15 protein-coding genes and 2 tRNA genes are annotated in these 17,613 nt (G+C 71.9%); 5 read left to right on the forward strand and 12 right to left on the reverse strand.

The annotated features are described in order from the left end of the window. Positions 1–16 precede the first annotated feature (16 nt). The gene (locus tag ABZ860_RS11480) at positions 17–1,174 is read left to right on the forward strand and encodes a lactate 2-monooxygenase (protein WP_357218384.1); all 1,158 of its coding nucleotides are present in this window, start codon (positions 17–19) and stop codon (positions 1,172–1,174) included. On the opposite strand, the gene ABZ860_RS11485 is transcribed toward ABZ860_RS11480, so the two are convergent. From ABZ860_RS11485 to ABZ860_RS11520, 8 genes are all read right to left on the reverse strand, one after another. Next, positions 1,161–1,811 carry a hypothetical protein gene (locus tag ABZ860_RS11485; RefSeq protein ID WP_357218387.1) on the reverse strand — a complete coding sequence of 217 codons (651 nt, stop codon included), beginning with the start codon at positions 1,809–1,811 and terminating at the stop codon, positions 1,161–1,163. The genes ABZ860_RS11480 and ABZ860_RS11485 overlap by 14 nt on opposite strands. A 75-nt stretch (positions 1,812–1,886) precedes the next feature. Next, positions 1,887–3,164, reverse strand: coding sequence for an MFS transporter (locus ABZ860_RS11490; RefSeq protein WP_357218389.1), 1,278 nt, complete (start codon positions 3,162–3,164; stop codon positions 1,887–1,889). A gap of 39 nt (positions 3,165–3,203) precedes the next feature. Further along, on the reverse strand, positions 3,204–3,668 hold the full coding sequence (locus ABZ860_RS11495; protein ID WP_357218392.1) for a MarR family winged helix-turn-helix transcriptional regulator: 465 nt from the start codon (positions 3,666–3,668) through the stop codon (positions 3,204–3,206). Between the two features lie 119 nt (positions 3,669–3,787). Further along, positions 3,788–6,712, reverse strand: a complete 2,925-nt coding sequence (locus tag ABZ860_RS11500) for a beta-galactosidase (protein WP_357218395.1) — start codon at positions 6,710–6,712, stop codon at positions 3,788–3,790. Positions 6,713–6,817: 105 nt separating this feature from the next. Next, on the reverse strand, positions 6,818–8,401 hold the full coding sequence (locus ABZ860_RS11505) for a TROVE domain-containing protein (protein ID WP_357218397.1): 1,584 nt from the start codon (positions 8,399–8,401) through the stop codon (positions 6,818–6,820). A 108-nt stretch (positions 8,402–8,509) separates the two neighbouring features. Continuing rightward, positions 8,510–8,581: transfer RNA gene (locus ABZ860_RS11510), tRNA-OTHER, on the reverse strand. 206 nt (positions 8,582–8,787) lie between these two features. Beyond that, a tRNA-OTHER gene (locus ABZ860_RS11515) sits at positions 8,788–8,854 on the reverse strand. Between the two features lie 135 nt (positions 8,855–8,989). Next, on the reverse strand, positions 8,990–9,415 hold the full coding sequence (locus ABZ860_RS11520) for a nuclear transport factor 2 family protein (RefSeq protein ID WP_357218400.1): 426 nt from the start codon (positions 9,413–9,415) through the stop codon (positions 8,990–8,992). Between the two features lie 147 nt (positions 9,416–9,562). On the opposite strand from ABZ860_RS11520, the gene ABZ860_RS11525 reads away from it, so the two are divergent. After that, positions 9,563–10,735, forward strand: coding sequence for a hypothetical protein (locus ABZ860_RS11525; RefSeq protein ID WP_357218402.1), 1,173 nt, complete (start codon positions 9,563–9,565; stop codon positions 10,733–10,735). Between the two features lie 73 nt (positions 10,736–10,808). On the opposite strand, the gene ABZ860_RS11530 is transcribed toward ABZ860_RS11525, so the two are convergent. Continuing rightward, on the reverse strand, positions 10,809–11,114 hold the full coding sequence (locus ABZ860_RS11530; RefSeq protein ID WP_357218404.1) for a DUF6401 family natural product biosynthesis protein: 306 nt from the start codon (positions 11,112–11,114) through the stop codon (positions 10,809–10,811). Between the two features lie 108 nt (positions 11,115–11,222). Next, complete coding sequence (locus tag ABZ860_RS11535; protein WP_357218406.1) at positions 11,223–12,248, reverse strand: LacI family DNA-binding transcriptional regulator; 1,026 nt, start codon at positions 12,246–12,248, stop codon at positions 11,223–11,225. Between the two features lie 398 nt (positions 12,249–12,646). Here ABZ860_RS11535 and ABZ860_RS11540 point away from each other — a divergent pair, with 398 nt between their 5' ends. Together ABZ860_RS11540 and ABZ860_RS11545 are read left to right on the forward strand one after the other, a co-directional pair. Then, on the forward strand, positions 12,647–14,104 hold the full coding sequence (locus tag ABZ860_RS11540; RefSeq protein WP_357218409.1) for a GH1 family beta-glucosidase: 1,458 nt from the start codon (positions 12,647–12,649) through the stop codon (positions 14,102–14,104). A gap of 96 nt (positions 14,105–14,200) precedes the next feature. Next, entirely contained in the window at positions 14,201–15,046 is an 846-nt protein-coding gene (locus ABZ860_RS11545) for an SAM-dependent methyltransferase (RefSeq protein WP_357218411.1), read from the forward strand. A 104-nt stretch (positions 15,047–15,150) separates the two neighbouring features. Here the strand turns inward: ABZ860_RS11545 and ABZ860_RS11550 are convergent, their stop codons facing one another. Both ABZ860_RS11550 and ABZ860_RS11555 read right to left on the reverse strand, forming a co-directional pair. Continuing rightward, positions 15,151–16,335: an FAD-binding oxidoreductase gene (locus ABZ860_RS11550; RefSeq protein ID WP_357218414.1), complete on the reverse strand. Its 1,185-nt coding sequence runs from the start codon at positions 16,333–16,335 to the stop codon at positions 15,151–15,153. Between the two features lie 73 nt (positions 16,336–16,408). Next, a complete protein-coding gene (locus tag ABZ860_RS11555; protein WP_357218417.1) occupies positions 16,409–16,837 on the reverse strand; it encodes an Rrf2 family transcriptional regulator in 429 nt (142 codons plus the stop codon). A 123-nt stretch (positions 16,838–16,960) separates the two neighbouring features. Between ABZ860_RS11555 and ABZ860_RS11560 the strand changes: the two genes are divergently transcribed. Beyond that, on the forward strand, positions 16,961–17,518 hold the full coding sequence (locus tag ABZ860_RS11560; RefSeq protein ID WP_357218420.1) for a cysteine hydrolase family protein: 558 nt from the start codon (positions 16,961–16,963) through the stop codon (positions 17,516–17,518). Positions 17,519–17,613: the final 95 nt, after the last annotated feature.

Consider the following 17,613-nt stretch of genomic DNA (forward strand, 5'->3'; position numbering starts at 1 on the left):
AGCGAGGGCGAGCGCGATGAGCTGGGCGGACTTCCAGTACGAGATCTACCTCAACGGCATGACCGGGGCCGTTCCCCGGCTGCCGACCGACCTGACCCGGCTGGAGGAGATGGCCGAGGGGCGGCTCGGGCCGGGCCCGGTGGGCTACGTCGCCGGCAGCGCGGGCAGCGGGCGCACCGAGCGCGCCAACCGTGAGGCGCTCGACCGCTGGCGGATCGTGCCGAGGATGCTCCGTGACGTGCGTGAGCGCGACCTGTCGGTGACCGTGCTGGACAGGCGGCTGCCCGCGCCGCTGGCGCTGGCGCCGATCGGCGTGCTGTCGATCATGCATCCGGAGGCCGAGCGGGCCGCGGCCCGCGCCGCCGCCGCGACGGGCGTGCCCTTCATCCTGTCGTCGGCCTCCAGCACGCCGATGGAGGACGTCGCGGCGGCCATGGGGGACGGCGAGCGGTGGTTCCAGCTCTACTGGGGCAAGGATGGCGAGGTCACCCTCAGCTTCCTCGCCCGGGCCAAGGCGGCGGGGTTCACCGTGCTGGTCGTCACCCTCGACACGCCGCTGCTGGCCTGGCGGCCTCGCGACCTCGACCAGGCCTACCTGCCGTTCCTGCGCGGTGTCGGCACCGCCAACTACTTCACCGACCCGGCGTTCCAGGCCGGGCTCGCCCGGCCCGTGCACGAGGACCCGAACGCCGCCGTTCTGCACTTCGTGGGGATGTTCGGCGATCCGGGCAAGACGTGGCCGGACCTCGCGCTGCTGCGCGAGCACTGGGACGGCCCGATCGTGCTGAAGGGCGTCCTGCACCCCGACGACGCCCGCCTGGCCGCCGACGCCGGGATGGACGGCGTCGTCGTCTCCAACCACGGCGGACGCCAGGTCAACGGCTCGATCGGGGCGGCCGACGCCCTGCCGGCCGTCGCCGACGCCGTGGCCGACCGGCTCACCGTGCTGTTCGACGGCGGTATCCGCTCCGGGGACGACGTCGTCAAGGCGCTCGCGCTCGGCGCACGGACCGTGCTGCTCGGCCGCCCGTACGCGTACGGGCTCGGCCTGGACGGCCAGGCGGGGGTGGAGCACGTGATCCGCTGCGTGCTGGCGGAGACCGATCTCACCCTGGCCCTGTCCGGCTGCGCCGGGGTCGCCGCGCTCACCCCGGACCTGCTCACGCGGATCTGACCCGGCCCGCCCGCGCCCGCCACACGGGGTAGGCGACGACCGTCAGCAGCGGCAGGAGCGGCAGCGGGTGACCGAGGACGTGGGCCCCGAGCAGGTAGTCGGCGACGGGGACGGCCAGGGCGAACGCGAACATCGAAGCACTTCCGGAGGGCGCCGGCGGCTGCCCGGCACCCGTCCAGGGCGTGCGCTTCCAGGGCTTGGCGATCGACAGCCAGGCCTGGAAGGCGATCGCGCCCGCCATGAGCATGGATCCCGCCACCTGCGCGCCCGGCGAGCCCCCGTGCCCCTCGGCGAGAGCGGCGAGACGGGGGCTGAGCAGGAAGATTCCCAGGTACAGCTGGGAGAGCGTGATGACGAACTTCGCCAGCACCCACCAGTGACGGAAGTAGCCCCAGGCGGTGAGGCCGCAGAGCATGAGGCCGGTGAACGCGGAGGAGTTGGCCATGTAGAGGAGGACCTGGCCGTCCAGCGCCTCCGCGAGGGAGTAGGCGCTCGACCGCAGTGCCGCGGTGCCCGCCGCCGCTCCGGACAGGACGAGCACCGCCAGCGCCAGTGCCTGGCTCATCCAGCCGAGGGACGTCACGACGTGCAGCCACACCAGCAGGTCGCGAAGGCCTCGCGGACGCCTCTTCGCCATTCCCTCCCCTATATGTAGACTATCTACATATAGACAGCCTACACATAGACGGCTACCGGCGGAGGGCCGAGCCCGTCAGGTGGCCGAGCCGAGGTCCTCGGCCAGGGCCTCCTCCTCCAGCTCCTCCCGTCGCGCGGCGGCCGGGCCCGCGGCCGCCATCTCGGCCGCCTGGGCACGCTCGGCCTCGCCGAGCTGCCGGTGCGCGGTGGTGAGGACGACCACGCCGAGGAGCACGGCCGCGGCCCCCATGTAGAACGGCGCGTGCCGGCTGTCGAAGTGCTCGGCGAGCTTGCCCGCGACGAAGGGCGCGAGACCGCCGCCGATGAAGCGGATGAACCCGTACGACGCGGAGGCGATGGGCCGCTCCACGGGCGAGATGGTCATGACCGCCTGGGTGGTGACCGTGTTGTTCACGCCGATGAAGACGCCGGCCACGATCACGCCGCAGATCACGGCGATCCGGTTGTCGGTGAACAGCGCGATCACCAGGATGTCGAGGCTGAACAGCACGAGGTTGGCGTACAGCGTGCGGGCGATGCCGAAGCGGGCCTGCAGCCGCGGGGCGCCGAAGACCGAGAAGATCGCGACGAGGATCCCCCAGCCGGTGAAGACGAGGCCGAGCTGATGCTCGTCGAGCTCCATCGGGTACGGCGCGTAGCCCAGCACCGTGAAGAAGCCCCAGTTGTAGCAGAGCGCGGTCAGGCCCAGGATGAGCAGGCCGCGGTGGCGCAGGGCCTTGATCGGGGCCGTGACTCCGGTCTTCTGCGCCGGCGTGGGCGTGGGCCGCACCAGGGTGACGGTGGCGACCAGGGCGATCGCCATCAGGACCGCGACGCCGTAGAACGGGCCGCGCCAGCTGATGCCGCCGAGAACGCCGCCCAGCAGGGGCCCGACGGCGATGCCGACGCCGAGCGCGGTCTCGTACAGGATGATCGCTCCGGCGAAGCCGCCGCTGCTCGACGCGACGATGACGGCGAGCGAGGTGGCGATGAACAGGGCGTTGCCGAGACCCCAGCCGGCGCGGAAGCCGACGATGCCGCCGATGCTGCCGGACATCCCGGCGAGGGCGGCGAACACCACGATCAGGGCGAGGCCCACGATGAGGGTGCGCTTGGCGCCGATCCGGCTGGAGACCCACCCGGTGACCAGCATCGCCACGGCGGTGACGACCAGGTAGCTCGTGAACAGCAGCGACACCTGGCTGGGCGTCGCGTGCAGCTTCGAGCTGAGGGCGGGCAGGATCGGGTCCACCAGCCCGATCCCCATGAACGAGATCACGCAGGCGAAGGCGACGGCCCAGACCGCCTTCGGCTGCCTGAACGGATTGGACATGGGGGTATGAGCAGAGCTCACCGGACCTCCTGGGAGTAGCGAGGGGGAGCGCCCTGATCCCTACTCGTCCGCCGTGCCCTCGAGCAGGCGCCGGAGCAGGGGGAGGAACTCGCCGGCGACCCGCGTCAGCTCGCGCAGCTCGCCGGGGGACAGCGTGCCGAGCATCTCGGCGAGCCGCTCTCTGCGCCGCCGGCGACGCTCGGCCAGCAGCGCCCGGCCGGCGTCGGTGACGCTGACCCGCACCGCACGGCCGTCGAGGTCGTCGACCGCCCGGCATACCAGGCCTTCGCGCTCCAGGCGCTGCACGAGCTGGGTCATCGACGGCTGGGTGACGGCCTGCCGCGCGGCCAGGACGCTCAGCCGCTCCGGGCCCTTGCGGTCCAGGTAGGACAGGGTCGTCGCGGCCGTGAGGCTGAGGTCGCTCTGCGCGGACAGCCGCCGTACGGCGAGCACCGCGAGATCGTCCAGGACGGCCGCGACCGCCTGGGACTCCTCGGGGGGATCGGCGCTCGGGGTGACGGACACAGGTGTTCCTCCGGACGGGAACCGAATTTACATAGGAAGCCTATACAACTATCCGGAGTGCACCGAATCGCCCCCTCGTCCCAGGGGGTGAGCAAGCAGCAGGCTTCAGCGGGCAGGCTTCAGCGGGCGAGCGGATACGACGGCGCCGCAACCTCGGGGACGGGCACTCCGCCGCGGACGTTCCCGTACGCGAACAGGCCGATCGGGCCGAGGCCGCCGGAGGCGCGCTCGGTGGAGGTCACGGCCAGGGCCAGGGTGTTGTGGCCGTGCCCGCGCAGCAGCCCGGCGGGCAGCACGAACTCCTTCTGCGGCCCGATGCCGCCGCCGTACTGGCCGAGGTTCCAGCCGTTGAGGTAGACCACCACCCGGGCGGCCGCCGGGATGTCGCCGCCGAAGCGCAGGCCGACGGACACGTCCTGGCCCTCGGGCAGGTCGAGCCGGAAGCCGGTGCGATACCAGGTCACCCCGGGCGCGAGCGGCCGGTCGGCGGGGGAGCCGACCCCGTCCCAGGCACGGTCGGGGTATCCGGGCAGGTGCCACCCGGAGCGCTCGCCGTACAGACCGCCGGTGTTCAGCGGCCCCCGCACGGGATCGGGGAGGTCCTCGCCGCCGCGGGCGCCCTGGATCTTCCAGGCGATCGCCGCCGCGGACCCCTCGACGGCCGCCGCCACCAGGCCGCGCGGCTGCTTGAACCGGTTGTCGTCGGCCGTCCAGTCGTCGTTGTGTCCCATGTTCTGCACGAGCACGGCCAGCGTGGCCTGCCGTCCCGGCGTCAGCAGGCCCGCCGGGATCGAGAAGCGGCCCGGCCCCGGGTCGGGGGTGCCGGCGTCCGCGTCGGCCTCGGTGCCGCCCGCGGCGGAGCCGAGGTAGCGCCCGTCGAGCCAGACGAGGTAGCGCCCGCGCCTGCCGGTGATCGCGCTGAGCGCGACGGCCGTCTCCGCACCGGTCGCGGTGAAGCGGCCCCGATACCAGACGTCGCCGTAGTGGAAGCCGTAGTCGTCGGCGTACAGCACCGGACCCGACTTCGGCTTCATCGGGCTCTCCGTCGTCGTCCTGTCGGCCGATTGCCAGGACGAGTCGTCGAAGCCGGGCGCCGCCTCGGGTGACTCGTCGTGAACCCGCCAGCCGTCGAGCGCGGGCAGGCGCACCTCGCGGGGACCGGGCAGGCGGCCGAGCAGCGACCCGCTCGGCGTCCGGGTGACGCGCACCGCGACCTCGCCCGCCCCGGCGTCGTTCACCCGCAGCCGGGAGGCGGCGGCGAACACCTCCACGTCCCCGGCCTCGGCGGTGTCGGCCGCGAGCCGTACGGTGCCGCCTTCGGCGGTGCTTCCTTCCACGGTGGCGGACCGGACGAGGGACGTGCCGCGCACCAGGACCGGCTCGGCGTCCGTGCCCGTCCGCCAGAACGTCGCGGCGGTCGCGTCGGTGCCCAGCAGGAGCAGCAGCGGCCGCCGTCCGCCGCCGCTGATCAGCACGCGGGCGAGCCCCTCGTGCGTGTAGTCCAGGCGCAGGTTCCCGTCGGAGTACCCGGAGCGGACGTCGCCCTCCAGCACCTTCACCTGTGGCTTCGTGGAATATCGCAGGATCGTCGCGCCGGGGGAACCCGCCGTGCCGTACAGCACGGCGACGTCCCGCCCGCCGATGAGGGCGTGGGTCATGATCTCCGAGCTGGATGCCGCGAGGCGCTGGCCGCCCATGTCGTACCCGCCGACCAGGACGTGCGCGTCCCTGCCCTTCACCTGGACGGGCAGGGCGTACGTGCCGTCAGGGACCGTCCACGACAGCGTGGCCGTGTCGGTGGTCGTGGCGGCGCGGTCGGCGTGCCTGACGAGCGCGAACCGGGTGCCCGTGTCCGGGTTGGCCCGGGCGACGACCCCGATGGCGGGGTCGTCCGTTGTGGGCGCCGCCGTGGGGTCGGTCTTCGCCAGCGGGGCCACGGCCTGGAGGAAGTAGCCCTGCCGCTTGAACTCGTCGTACTTGGCCGTGAGCCCCCGGGCCTCGGTCACCGCCGCGCCGTAGTCGTAGGACGTGTAGACGTCGTTGGGCTGGGCGAGGAAGCCCCAGTTGGTGCCGCCGAAGCCCATGTAGTAGTTGAAGAGCGTGGCACCGCTGACCAGCAGGTTGGACTTGTAGAAGTACTTCATGTACGCCGGGCCGGTCAGCTCGCGGCACCGGTCGTAGCCCGCGTCGTCGCCGTCGATCGCCCCGGCCTGATATTCGGCGGCGAACACCGGGGCGTCGTCGCGCAGCCTCTCGGTGGTGCCCTCTCCCCACGGGCCCCACACCGTCTCGGCGTTCGCGCAGTCGAAGGACTGCGGGTAGTCGTCCACGCCGGGGATCTGCACGGCTCCCGGCCCCTCGGCCCAGGTGGACGACCAACTGCCGGCGTCGCAGCAGTCGTTGGTGGTGATCGGCACGTCGATGCCGTCCGCCCGCGCCTGGTCCTGGATGTCCTGCATGTACGCCGCGTCGGTGCCGACGGCGTACTCGTTCTCGGCGTTGTAGAGGATCACCGAGCCGCCGTGGCCCACCTGGTGCCTGGCGATGATCGGATTGACGTGGTGGAGCCAGTCCCGGTAGGCCGCGGTGAATCCGGCGTCACTGCTGCGGGCCCGCCCCGGGACGTTCTTCAGCCACGCGGGAAACCCGCCGCCGGTGGTCTCGGCGTTGATGTACGGCCCCGGCCGCGCGATGACGTAAAGGCCGGCCCGCTCGGCCGTACGCAGGAATCGGTCGACGTCACGCACGCCGGTGAAGTCGTACACGCCCGGCTTGGGGGAGTGGTAGGCCCAGTCGAAGTACACGGAGATCGCGTTGAACCCGCCGGCCCTGATCTTCTCCAGCACGTCCCGCCACAGGCCGGGGCTCGGCAGCCGGAAGTAGTGGACCTCGGCGGCCTGCACGACGATCCTCCGGCCGTCGACCGTCAGCGAGTGGTGGTCGTAGGTGACCCGGGGCGCCGCGGCGGCCACGGCGGGGTCGCGGAGCGGTACGGGCAGGAGGACGAGCAGCGCCGCGAGCACGGTCAGAACCTTGCGCACCATGGCCGCCCTCCGAGGGTCGAGCTCCGCGATCTTCTCCCGGTTAGTTTGACTACCGCCCCAACAAACGTCAACCGTCTTGCCGGGGCGGAGCCCTTCCCGCCGAGGTCAGAACGGCCAGCCGGCCGAGGCGCCCGCCTCCAGCAAGGGGATCAGCCGGAAGCAGGCGTCGGAGAAGCCGCCGAACTCGTGCCGGTTCGCCGAGCCGGTCGGCATCGCCGCGGCACGGTAGCCCATGAGGTTGAAGCCGTACACGGGCACGCTCGCCGGGACCGCGGTCGTGACCTCCGTCGCGTGGTGGCCGGTCATGGTCTGCATGTCCGAGAGGATCACCACCCGGTCGTGGCCGCGCCAGGAACGGGCCAGCGCGTCGGCGATCCGGGTGCCGTGGCCGACCTCGCCGATCCGCGCGCAGAACCGCTCGACCTCGCGCAGCACGGACGCTCCCGGGCGGACCTCGTGGCCGAAGACGCCGTCGGCGAAGCCGGCGAGGTCGACCCGATCGCCGCGCGCGGCGAGGGTCACACCGAACAGCGCCGCCGCCTGGACGGGGGCGACCGACGACCGCGCGGAGATCGTCCCGAACGTCATGGACGCCGACGTGTCCACGAGCACGAGCGTGCGCCCTGCGAACGACGGCACGTTGCGGGTGGCGAGCGTCAGCGCCGTCTCCAGGGCGTGCCCCCACCGGAGGGACGGAGCGTTCCGGTACGCCGAGTAGAAGCGGAACGGCAGCTGCCGGGACCGTGCGACCTCCTCGGGGTCGGTCAGCTTTGCGATGATCCACTCGGCCACGTCGTCGCCGACGCCGGCCTCGTCGAAGTTCCGTAAGTTCCGCAGAAGCGCCATGTATCCCATCGAGGGGATGACCGCCGACCAGGCCTGCGCGTCCATGGGGCCCTGCAGCCAGCCCGCCAGGGCCTCCCACGTCATGCCGGCGGCGGTGAGGCGCTGCGGTGTGGCCAGCACCGTCCGGCGCTCGCCCTCCGGGAGGGCGAGCAGCTCGGCCCGGTCGCGCAGCGTCCGCAGCGACGCCGGGATCGGCTTGTCGCGGTTGTGGCGCCGGTCGAGCGCGTGGGCGAACAGGTCGCCCTGCCAGGCACGCCTGTCGTCCGCCGGGGTGGGGTGGACGAGCTCGATGACGTCGCCGAAGCGGAAGCCGCGTGCGCCGCTGTCGTACTTGACCAGGGCGCGCTCGGTGTAGAGCCGCCGCACGGCGTCGGCGATGCCGCGTTTCACCGGCTTGGGGACGGCGCGGCCGTAGCGCGACGTCCAGTAGCCGAGTGCCTCCCCCGGCTCGTCCGCCCGCTGGAGCACGGAGGCCACGAGCTCGCGGTTGCCCCCGTGGAGCCCGGCGGACAGGCGGGCGCGTACGGCCTCCAGGGCGGCGACCAGGGAGGCGGAGCGCATGTTCGCCTCACCGCGCAGCCACGGCAGGAAGCGGGCCGTCCAGTCGCCGTCCTCCACGGCGACCCGGTGGACGAGGGCCCGGAACCTGTCGTCGCGGCCGCCGGCCCTCTCGTAGAAGGTGTCCTCGCCGACCATGTTCGACACCGCGAGGACGAACAGCTCCGACCTGGCGTCGCGGAGGTAGCCGGGCGCGCCCTCGTGCGTGCGCCCGCCCGGAACGGCCTCGGTGGTGACCGGGCTGACCGGCGCGACCCCGGCCGCGCCGGTGTTGAACTTCGCCATGGGAACGGGCTCCTCTCGCGTCAGGGGAGGAGCACGTCTTCGGGCCGCGCCCGAGACCGGAATCGGTGACGGTACAGTGCTCTGCCGCTGAGCTACCGGCCGGATTCACCGCCCGGGCGGGACTCGAACCCGCGACCACTCGATCCCGAACCGAAGTAACCGTCGCCTTCGCACCGGGCGCGGCACCCGAAGTCGTTCCCCTCCCGAGATCGGAATGACAGCGGTTCGCCCGCCTGATGGGCACCAGCCCCAATGGGGCTGTAAGGATTCGAACCTCGAAGTAACCGCTGTCGGCGCACCGGGAGGTGCATGTCGATTCGTGTCCTCCCGAGGTCGAGACGGTGACGGTGTACGTGTGTCCTGGGCCGCTGGACGACGCCGGACCAGGCCGGCGGCGGGATTCGAACCCGCGTTTTTCCTTGGAAGAGGAAGTAACCGTCGCCTTCGCACCGGGAGGTGCGTAGTGCTTTCGTGACGCTCCGGGAACCGGCTTTTCTCGTGGAATCGCCGGGACCTTCGCGACACGGGAAAGGCTAACCGCGCGGTGGTCGCGTTCGCAGTTCGTTTTTTCCCGGGCCGTCTGCCCGGTCAGCCGCGCCGGGCGGGCGGCCAGCCGTGGCCCCAGCCGCCCTGCGCCATCGTCTGGAACGCCCACCCGTCCTCGGTGCGCACCAGCAGGTCGCCGTAGTGCATGCTCTCCCGCCGGCCCTCGATCGTCATCGTCGCCGTGGTCTCCACGAACACGAGGTTGGGGCTGAGGAAGTGCGGCGTCCGCACCGACTCCAGGTCGAGCCCCGCCGTTCCGCCGCCCATGGCCTCCCGCATCGCCTCGACGTACTCCTCCCGCGTCCACTGCCGTACGGCCGCGTAGCCGCCCGGCGTGTCGGTGGCGAGGTTCATCGGGAAGACCGCGAGGTCGGCCAGCCGCTCGATCGCCCCCTGCTCGGCGAGCGCGTCGTACTCCGCGAACCAGTCCTCGACGCTCTTCAGTTCCTCGTCGCTCGGCTTGTACAAGAAATCCGCCCCTTCCTGTCGTACATCGTACCGTACACTATACGGGAGCATTTCGCGCGCCGGCCGGACGCGCACGGGCATGAGACGCGGATCATCGGGTAGCCGTGGGGCTCGGTACGTCGCGGAAGGCTCTCAACAGGAGGACCCATGGCCGCTCCGGTCGACTGGGGAAGAGGAGTGGCCGACGCCTGGTCGTCGGTCGTCACGTTCGTCCCCAAGTTCCTCGCATTCGTCGTCGTCCTCGTGGTGGGCTGGCTTGTCGCCAAGGCACTGCAGAAGGCCGTGGACGCCGTACTCGAACGCGTCGGGTTCGACCGGTGGGTCGAACGCGGGGCCGTGGGACGGGCGCTGGCGCGTAGCAAGTACGACGCGTCCGGCCTGCTCGCGAAGCTCGTCTACTACGCGATCCTGCTGGTCACGCTGCAGATCGCCTTCTCCGTCTTCGGACCCAACCCCGTCGGCGACCTGCTCGCCGGAGTGGTGGCTTGGCTGCCCAAGGCCGCCGTGGCGATCGTCATCATCGTGGTCGCCACCGCCGTCGCCAGGGCCGTCAAGGACATCGTCACCGCCGCTCTGGGCTCCCTGTCCTACGGCCGGGCGCTGGCCACGATCGCGTCGGTGTTCATCATCGGCCTCGGCGTCATCGCCGCGCTCAACCAGATCGAGGTCGCGACCACGGTCACGACGCCCGTGCTGATCGCGATCCTTGCCACGATGGCCGGCATCCTCATCGTCGGCGTCGGCGGCGGCCTGGTCCGGCCGATGCAGCAGCGCTGGGAGCACTGGTTGAACCGGGCGGAGGCCGAGACCGACACCATCCGCGCCCAGGCCGCGGCCTACAGCCGGGGCCGCGCCGACGCGATGGAGACCGCCGCCATGCCGCGGGCCGAGCAGCCGCGGCAGCGGGTGGGGGCCTTCGCCCAGCCGGCCCCCTCCACCGCGTACCCGCAGGGCACGGCGCAGCCGCAGGGCACCGCACGGCCCCAGGGTACGGCGCAGCCCCAGAGCACCGCACAGCCCCAGGGCACGGCACAGCCGGAGAACGTCGCGCGGCCGCAGAACGCCGGCGGGAACATCCCGGGTGCGCAGGGCGCCGGGGACGCGCGGGAGAGCCGGCCGGCCTACCCCGAGAGCACCCCGCCTGCCGCTCCGGGCGCCGCCACGACGCCCATCCCCCCGGCGGGCATGGTCCCCCCGGGCGCCCCGAGCGCCCCGGGTGCCCTGGGTGACCCGATGCCGCAGGACGCGCCGGGTGAGGTGGCGCGGCCCACCTCGTCCCGGCCGAATCCCCCGGAGGAGCCGCCGTCGCCGCGCCGGTGAGCCCACCTTCGGCCGTGCGGGGCGTCCCTCACCGGGAGGGGCGCCCCGCCGCCGTGCCGGAGGCGGTGTGGAGTCAGGCGGGTTCCGCCGCGGCGTCGAGCATCAGGCAGACCGCGCTCATGCGCAGGGTGGCGAAGTCGAGCGGCTGGCCGGGTCCCGGCGCCCGCCAGCCCTTCTCCCGCGCGCCGTCCCAGTAGCCGATCAGATAGGCGAGCAGGGAGGCCGGCCCGACCCGCTCGCCCAGCTCCGCGATGGCGTGCCTGACGGCGGTCGTGTGCTGGTCCAGCGAGGCGAGGACCCCCGGGTGCTGGAGCCGCAGGTCCAGCACGCGCTGCGCGAAATCGGCACGGATGCGGGCAGGCCAGGACTGCTCGGACACAGAAGTCCCCCGGAGGGTCAAGGGTGATGGGTGCCTCATCACGATAAGCGCCTCCGGGAGCACAACGCTCCAGAACGCTCATCGCCGTACAGGACCAGCGGGAGCGGGTCAGAGCAGGGGCGTGCTGGAGCCGCGTACGACGAGTGTGGTCGGCAGGATCCGGGGCGGCGGGGTGTCCGCACCGTTGATCATGGAGACCACGGCCTCCGCGGCGGCGGTGCCGAATCCGGCCTTGTCCTGGGCGACGGTCGTCAGGCCCGGCGGCACGAGCGCGGCCACCTCGATGTCGTCGAACCCGACCAGGGCGATGTCCTCGGGCACCTTCAGGCCGGCCTCGCCGATCGCGCGCAGCGCGCCGACGGCCATCTCGTCGCCCGCGACGAACACGGCGTCGGGCCGCTCGTCGGCCTCCAGCAGGCGGCGCATCGCGGCGTGACCGCCCGACAGGTAGAAGTCGCCCTCGACCACGAACTCGGGCCGGCGCGGCAACCCCAGCCGGGACAGTTCGTCCTGGTAGCCGCGCAGACGCTCGGCGCCAGGACGCGTGTGCGCAGGGCCGGTGATCGTGGCGATCGCCCGCCGCCCCCGCTCGTGCAGGTGCCGCACGGCCAGGCGGGCGCCGCCCGCGTTGTCCGAGGTCACGTACGTGGCGCGGGATCCCTCCACGGGACGGTCGAGGCTGACGCAGGGCACCCCCGACTCGGACAGCCGTTGCAGGGAGGGATCCCAGGTGCCGCTGTCGATCATCACGACGCCGTCCAGGTTGTGCCTGCGCACGGCGCGCACGTAGGCGTCCTCGGTCCTCTCGCCGCTCGTGTCCCCGCTCGTGGCGAGCATGAGGAGGTGGTATCCGCGCCCGCTGAGCGCCGTCTTCAGGCCGATGAGGATTTCCTGGAAGAACGGGTGCCGCCAGCCGGGCCGGCGGTGGTCGGTATCCCACACCAGGCCGACCATGAAGGACTTCTTGGTGGCCAGGGTGCGGGCGGACTCGTTGGGCAGGTAGCCGATTTGGCGGGCCGTCCGCAGGACCTGCTCCCTGGTCTTCGCGTTCACCACCTCAGGGTTGTTGAACACGCGGGAGACGGTCGCCGGAGACACGCCGCACAGGCGCGCCAGCTCTCTGATCGTTGCCACGGACCAAACGCTATCGCATCTCGTGTAACCGGTTTCATGCAACCGGTTTCCCCAAAATAGGCAACAGCCGGGAGGCCCGTCAACCAGTAATCGGAATTTCCTCCCGTCACGTTTTCGTGACTTGACAACCTCCAGCCCCCTTATGTGTGATGGCGGGCATCGGCCGGAGCTTTCTCGTTGCCACGGGCTCGGCCGCCGTCGTGTCTCGCAGCCGCTTCCCTTTCTCCTGCGAGGGAGTTCAGGTGTCCGCTGCGGAACTCCGTCTGCCCGCATATGTGCCCGCCGTACGGCTCGGCGGGTCCCGCAGCCTTCGGGGGAACGGTCCCATCGCCCGCACGGCCGGCCGCCGTGTCCGGGCTGTTCACCGGAGCGGGCACGGAACCTGGAGCAAAGACGGAATGACGGCGACCGACGAACGCCTCGCCATGCCGCGGACCTTTCCCGCCGGCTTCGTGTGGGGCACGGCCACCGCGGCGTACCAGATCGAGGGGGCCGTCGACACCGACGGCCGGGGGCCCTCGATATGGGACACCTTCTGCCGGGTGCCCGGCGCGGTGGCACGGGGCGAGTCGGGTGAGTTCGCCTGCGACCACTATCACCGCTGGCAAGAGGATGTCGATCTCATGAAAGACCTCGGGGCGGGGGCCTACCGATTCTCCGTTGCCTGGCCGCGGGTGCTGCCCGACGGCCGCGGACCGGTGAACCGGCGCGGGCTCGACTTCTACCGGCGGCTCGTGGACGCCCTGCGCCAGGGCGGGATCGAGCCGTACGTGACCCTCTACCACTGGGACCTGCCGCAGGCGCTGGAGGACCGCGGGGGCTGGCGGGTCCGCGACACCGCCGAGCGCTTCGCCGACTACGCCGAGGTGATGTACGACGCCCTCGGCGACTCGGTCTCGAACTGGATCACGCTCAACGAGCCGTACTGCTCGGCCATCGTCGGCTACGGCGAGGGCCGGCACGCGCCGGGCGCCAAGGAGGGGCACGGCGCGCTGGCCGCGGCCCACCACCTGCTGCTCGGCCACGGCCTGGCCGTCGCGCGCCTGCGGGAGATGGCCAGACCCGGTCAGCAGATCGGGGTGACGCTCAACATGTCGCCGACCGTGCCGGTGACCTCCTCGCCGCAGGACGTCCGGGCCGCGCGACGGATGGACCTGCTGGTCAACCGGCAGTTCACCGAACCGCTCTTCGGCGGGGCCTATGCCGCCGACATGGCGGAGACGTTCGGCCGGATCACCGACTTCTCCTTCCGGCGGGACGGCGACCTGGACGTCATCGGCGCGCCGGTGGACTTCCTCGGGGTGAACTACTACTACCGCCTGCACGTGGAGGCCGCGCCGTACGAGGAGCCCGACCCCGCCCGGCGCTCGGCGTTCGACCTGGGCGTGCGCACCGTCACGCCGGAGGACGCGCGCACCAGCGGGCTCGGCTGGGTGGTGGAGCCCGAGGGGCTGTACGAGACCCTCGTCGGCCTGACCTCCCGCTATCCGGACCTGCCGCCCGTCTACATCACCGAGAACGGGTACGGCGACAGCGGCGTGCTCGAGGACAGCGGGCGCATCGACTACCTGCGCGACCACCTGGCCGCGACCCGTGACGCGATGAGCGCGGGCGCGGACGTGCGGGGCTACTTCTGCTGGTCGCTGATGGACAACTTCGAGTGGGCCCGGGGCTACTCCGCCAGGTTCGGCCTGGTGCACGTGGACTACGACACCCAGGTGCGCACGCCAAAGGCCAGCTTCCACTGGATGCGCGACTTCATCGCCGACCCGGTCGTCACCGCTCCTGTCACGACGGGTCCGGTCGACATCCTGGTCGCCGGCACCCCCGGGGGTGAGCGCCCGGCGCGGGACTGAGGGGTCCGCGACGGTGATCCGAGCGACCGGCCGTGCCCAGGCGGTGCCGGTCGCTTTCCCTTTTGATGCGCCGAATCCTGATCCATCAGCTACGTTGTGATCAACGTACGAGCGCATCAGGGGCAGGACGGGATGAAGAAGGAGCAGGGCCCGCCGGGAATCGACGTGACGGTCCCCAGCGTCGCCCGGATCTACGACTACCTCCTCGGCGGCAAGGACAACTTCGCCGTCGACCGGGCGGCGGCCGAAAAGCTCATCGAGCTGACCCCGAACGCGCGGGAAGGCGTGCGGACCAACAGGCGCTTCATCCGCCGGGCCGTGACCCTCATGGCCCGGGAAGGCATCCGCCAGTTCCTCGACATCGGCGCCGGGCTGCCGACGCAGGAGAACGTCCACCAGGTCGCGCTCCGCGAAGCCCCCGACTCGCGGGTGGTCTACGTCGACAACGACCCGATCGTGCTCGCGCACGGCCGGGCCCTGCTGGCCGACAACAGCCAGACGATCGTCGTGGACGGCGACCTGCGCGAGCCCGAGGCCATCCTCGGCGACCCCCGGATCAACGAGCACATCGACTTCGGCAAGCCGGTGGGCCTGCTCATGGTGGCCGTGCTGCACTTCGTCCCCGGCACCGAGGACGCCGAGCGCATCGTCGCCACGCTGCGCGACCGGCTCGCCCCCGGCAGCGCGATGGCCATCAGCCACCTGTCGTACGGCGACCTCGACGAGGAGAAGATCCGCGAGGGACGCGAGCTGTACAAGAACACCTCCGCCGGGGCGGTCACCCCGCGGACCCACGCCGAACTGCTGCGGTTCTTCGACGGGTTCGACCTGGTGGAGCCGGGCCTGGTCGTGACCGAGCAGTGGCGGCCCGAGCCCGACGAGCCGAAGCTGCCGAGGATCCCCGGCGTGGACGGCTACGCCGGCGTCGGCCTGCTGCGCTGAGGGATCTCCACACCGGCGGGGTTCTCACGTCGGCGGGGTTCTCACGCTGACGGTGTCGTCGGCGGACCGGCCCGCCGCGGGCGGGCGGCGGGCCGGTCAGGGGATCACGCGGCCGCGATCCACAGGTCGGGGCCGAACACCTCGTAGTGGATGCCGGAGGCGGGCACGCCCAGCTCGACCAGCTGCGCGCGCACGGCACGCATGAACGGCAGCGGCCCGCACAGGCAGGCCACGACGTCTCCGGGCAGGTCGATCGCCGCCAGGTCGGCCCGGCCCACGGCGGCGACATGGCCGGCGGCATGCTCTTCCGGGAGATCCTCGTACCACCGGTGCAGGGTGGCGCCGGGCAGGGCCGCGACCAGGTCCGCGAGCTCCTCGCGGTGGACGTGCGCGTCCGGCGAGCGGTCGGCGTGCACGACCAGCACGCGCCGGTCCGACCCGGTGGCGGCGAGGTGGTCGAGCATCGACAGGATGGGGGTGACCCCGATCCCCGCGGAGGCGAGCAGCAGCGGGCCGTCGCCCTCGGGCAGGGTCAGGTCGCCGAAGGGCGCGGAGACCGCGAGCACGTCACCGGCCCGGACGTGCTCGTGCAGCCAGGCGGAGACCTCGCCCTCGGGGGCGCCCTCGCCGCGCACCCGCTTGACCGTGATCCGCCAGTCGCCGCGCTCCGGGGCGTTCGACAGGCTGTACTGCCGGATCTGCCGCGCCCCGTCGGGCAGCGTCACCTGGACGCTGACGTACTGACCCGGCCGGAAGGACATCGGGGTGTCCGGACGCAGGAGGAAGGCGACCACGTCCGCCGTCTCGTCGCGGCGCTCGATCACGGTGGCCCGCGTCCAGCCCCGGCCCGCCTCGCGGTAGAGGTCGCGCTCCAGGCCGATCAGCGTCTCGGCCATGAGCCAGTAGACCTCGTCCCACGCCCGGGCGACCTCGGGCGTCACGGCGTCGCCCAGCACATCGACGATCGCGCCGAACAGGTACTTGTGCACCACGGCGTACTGCTCCTCGGTGACGCCGAGGGAGGCGTGCTTGTTGGCGATCCTGGACAGCATCGTGCCGGGACGCATTCCCGGGCGCTCCACCAGCGCGGTCGCGAACGCGGCGATCGAGCCCGCCAGCGCGACGCGCTGGTCACCGTTGGCCTGGTTGCCGCGGTTGAACAGGTCGCGCAGCAGCTCCGGGTTGTCGGCGAACATCGTGTCGTAGAAGCGGGCGGTGATGTCCTGGATCGCCCCCGCGATCACGGGCAGGGTGGTGCGGACGGTCGCGGCCGACTCCGGGGAGAGCATGACATCCTCCAAATTGGTATGTGATAGGCAAATTTAAATGCCACGAACCTGCCGGGGCTTCCCGTTGTGCAGGTCAGGAGAGGCTGAGCAGCACCGGCCTCGTCGACGCGGAGGCCAGCTGATCCACCGTGATCGGGTCGAGGGAGGCGTAGAAGGCCTGCTGTGCCGCGCGCAGCGCGCCGCGCAGGCTGCAGACGGCCCGCAGCGGGCAGGGGATCTCCCCCTCGCAGGTGACGACCTCCTCCTCTCCCTCCAGCTCGCGGACCAGCCAGCCGATCGAGGCCTTGCGGCCGAACTCGGTCAGCTCCAGGCCGCCCCCGCGTCCCCGGCGGGCCTCCACGACGCCGAGGTGCTGCAGGCGGGCGATGGCCTTGGCGGTGTGGTTGTAGGGGATCGCCATCGCGTCGGCCACCTGGCGGGTGGTGAGCGACGCCCCCGGTTCCAGGACCGCCAGGCGCATGGTGACGCGCAGGGCCAGGTCCGTGAACTTCGTCAACCGCACACCCTGACGCTAGCAAATAGGTATTTAGCACTCCAATTTGGGGTGCTTCGTGCGCAGGCCGAAGTTGTCGGTGGCCGGTTCTAGGGTGAGGCGGCACAGGATCCGCGACGAGAACGGGAACCCATGACGACTCTTGCCGATCGCCCCAACACCGCACTGCTGGTCATCGACGTCCAGAACGGGGTGATGGCGGGCGCGCCCCACCGCGACACCGTGATCGCGAACATCGACACCCTGGTCGGCAGGGCGCGCGCGCAGGACGTGCCGGTCATCTGGGTGCAGCACTCCGACGACCACGATCTGCAGCAGGGCAGTGAGAACTGGCAGTACGTGCCTGAGCTGGTCCGCCGCGAGGCGGAGCCGCTCGTGCACAAGAGGTACGGCGACTCGTTCGAGGACACCGACCTGGAGGCGCTGCTCGCCGAGCGCGGGGTGGGCCGGCTCGTCGTCACGGGCGCCCAGACCGACGCGTGCATCCGCTCGACCCTCCACGGGGCCTTCGTCCGGGGGTATGACGTGACGCTGGTCGGCGACGCGCACACCACCGAGGACCTGACCGCCTACGGCGCGCCGCCCCCGGAGCAGGTGATCGCGCACACGAACCTCTACTGGCAGTGGCAGAGCGCCCCCGGCCGCCGCGGGGGGACCGTCGGCACGGCGGAGGTGACCTTCGGGGGCTGACACCGGCCCTGTCGGCTGCAGGCCGGGCTCGCCGCCCTGCCGGGAGATCCTGCGGAATACGCTGGGGTCATGCCCAGGCCGCGCAGACGGTACGA

This window comes from Microbispora sp. NPDC046973 (genome assembly GCF_040644495.1).
In the GTDB taxonomy this organism is placed as follows: domain Bacteria; phylum Actinomycetota; class Actinomycetes; order Streptosporangiales; family Streptosporangiaceae; genus Microbispora.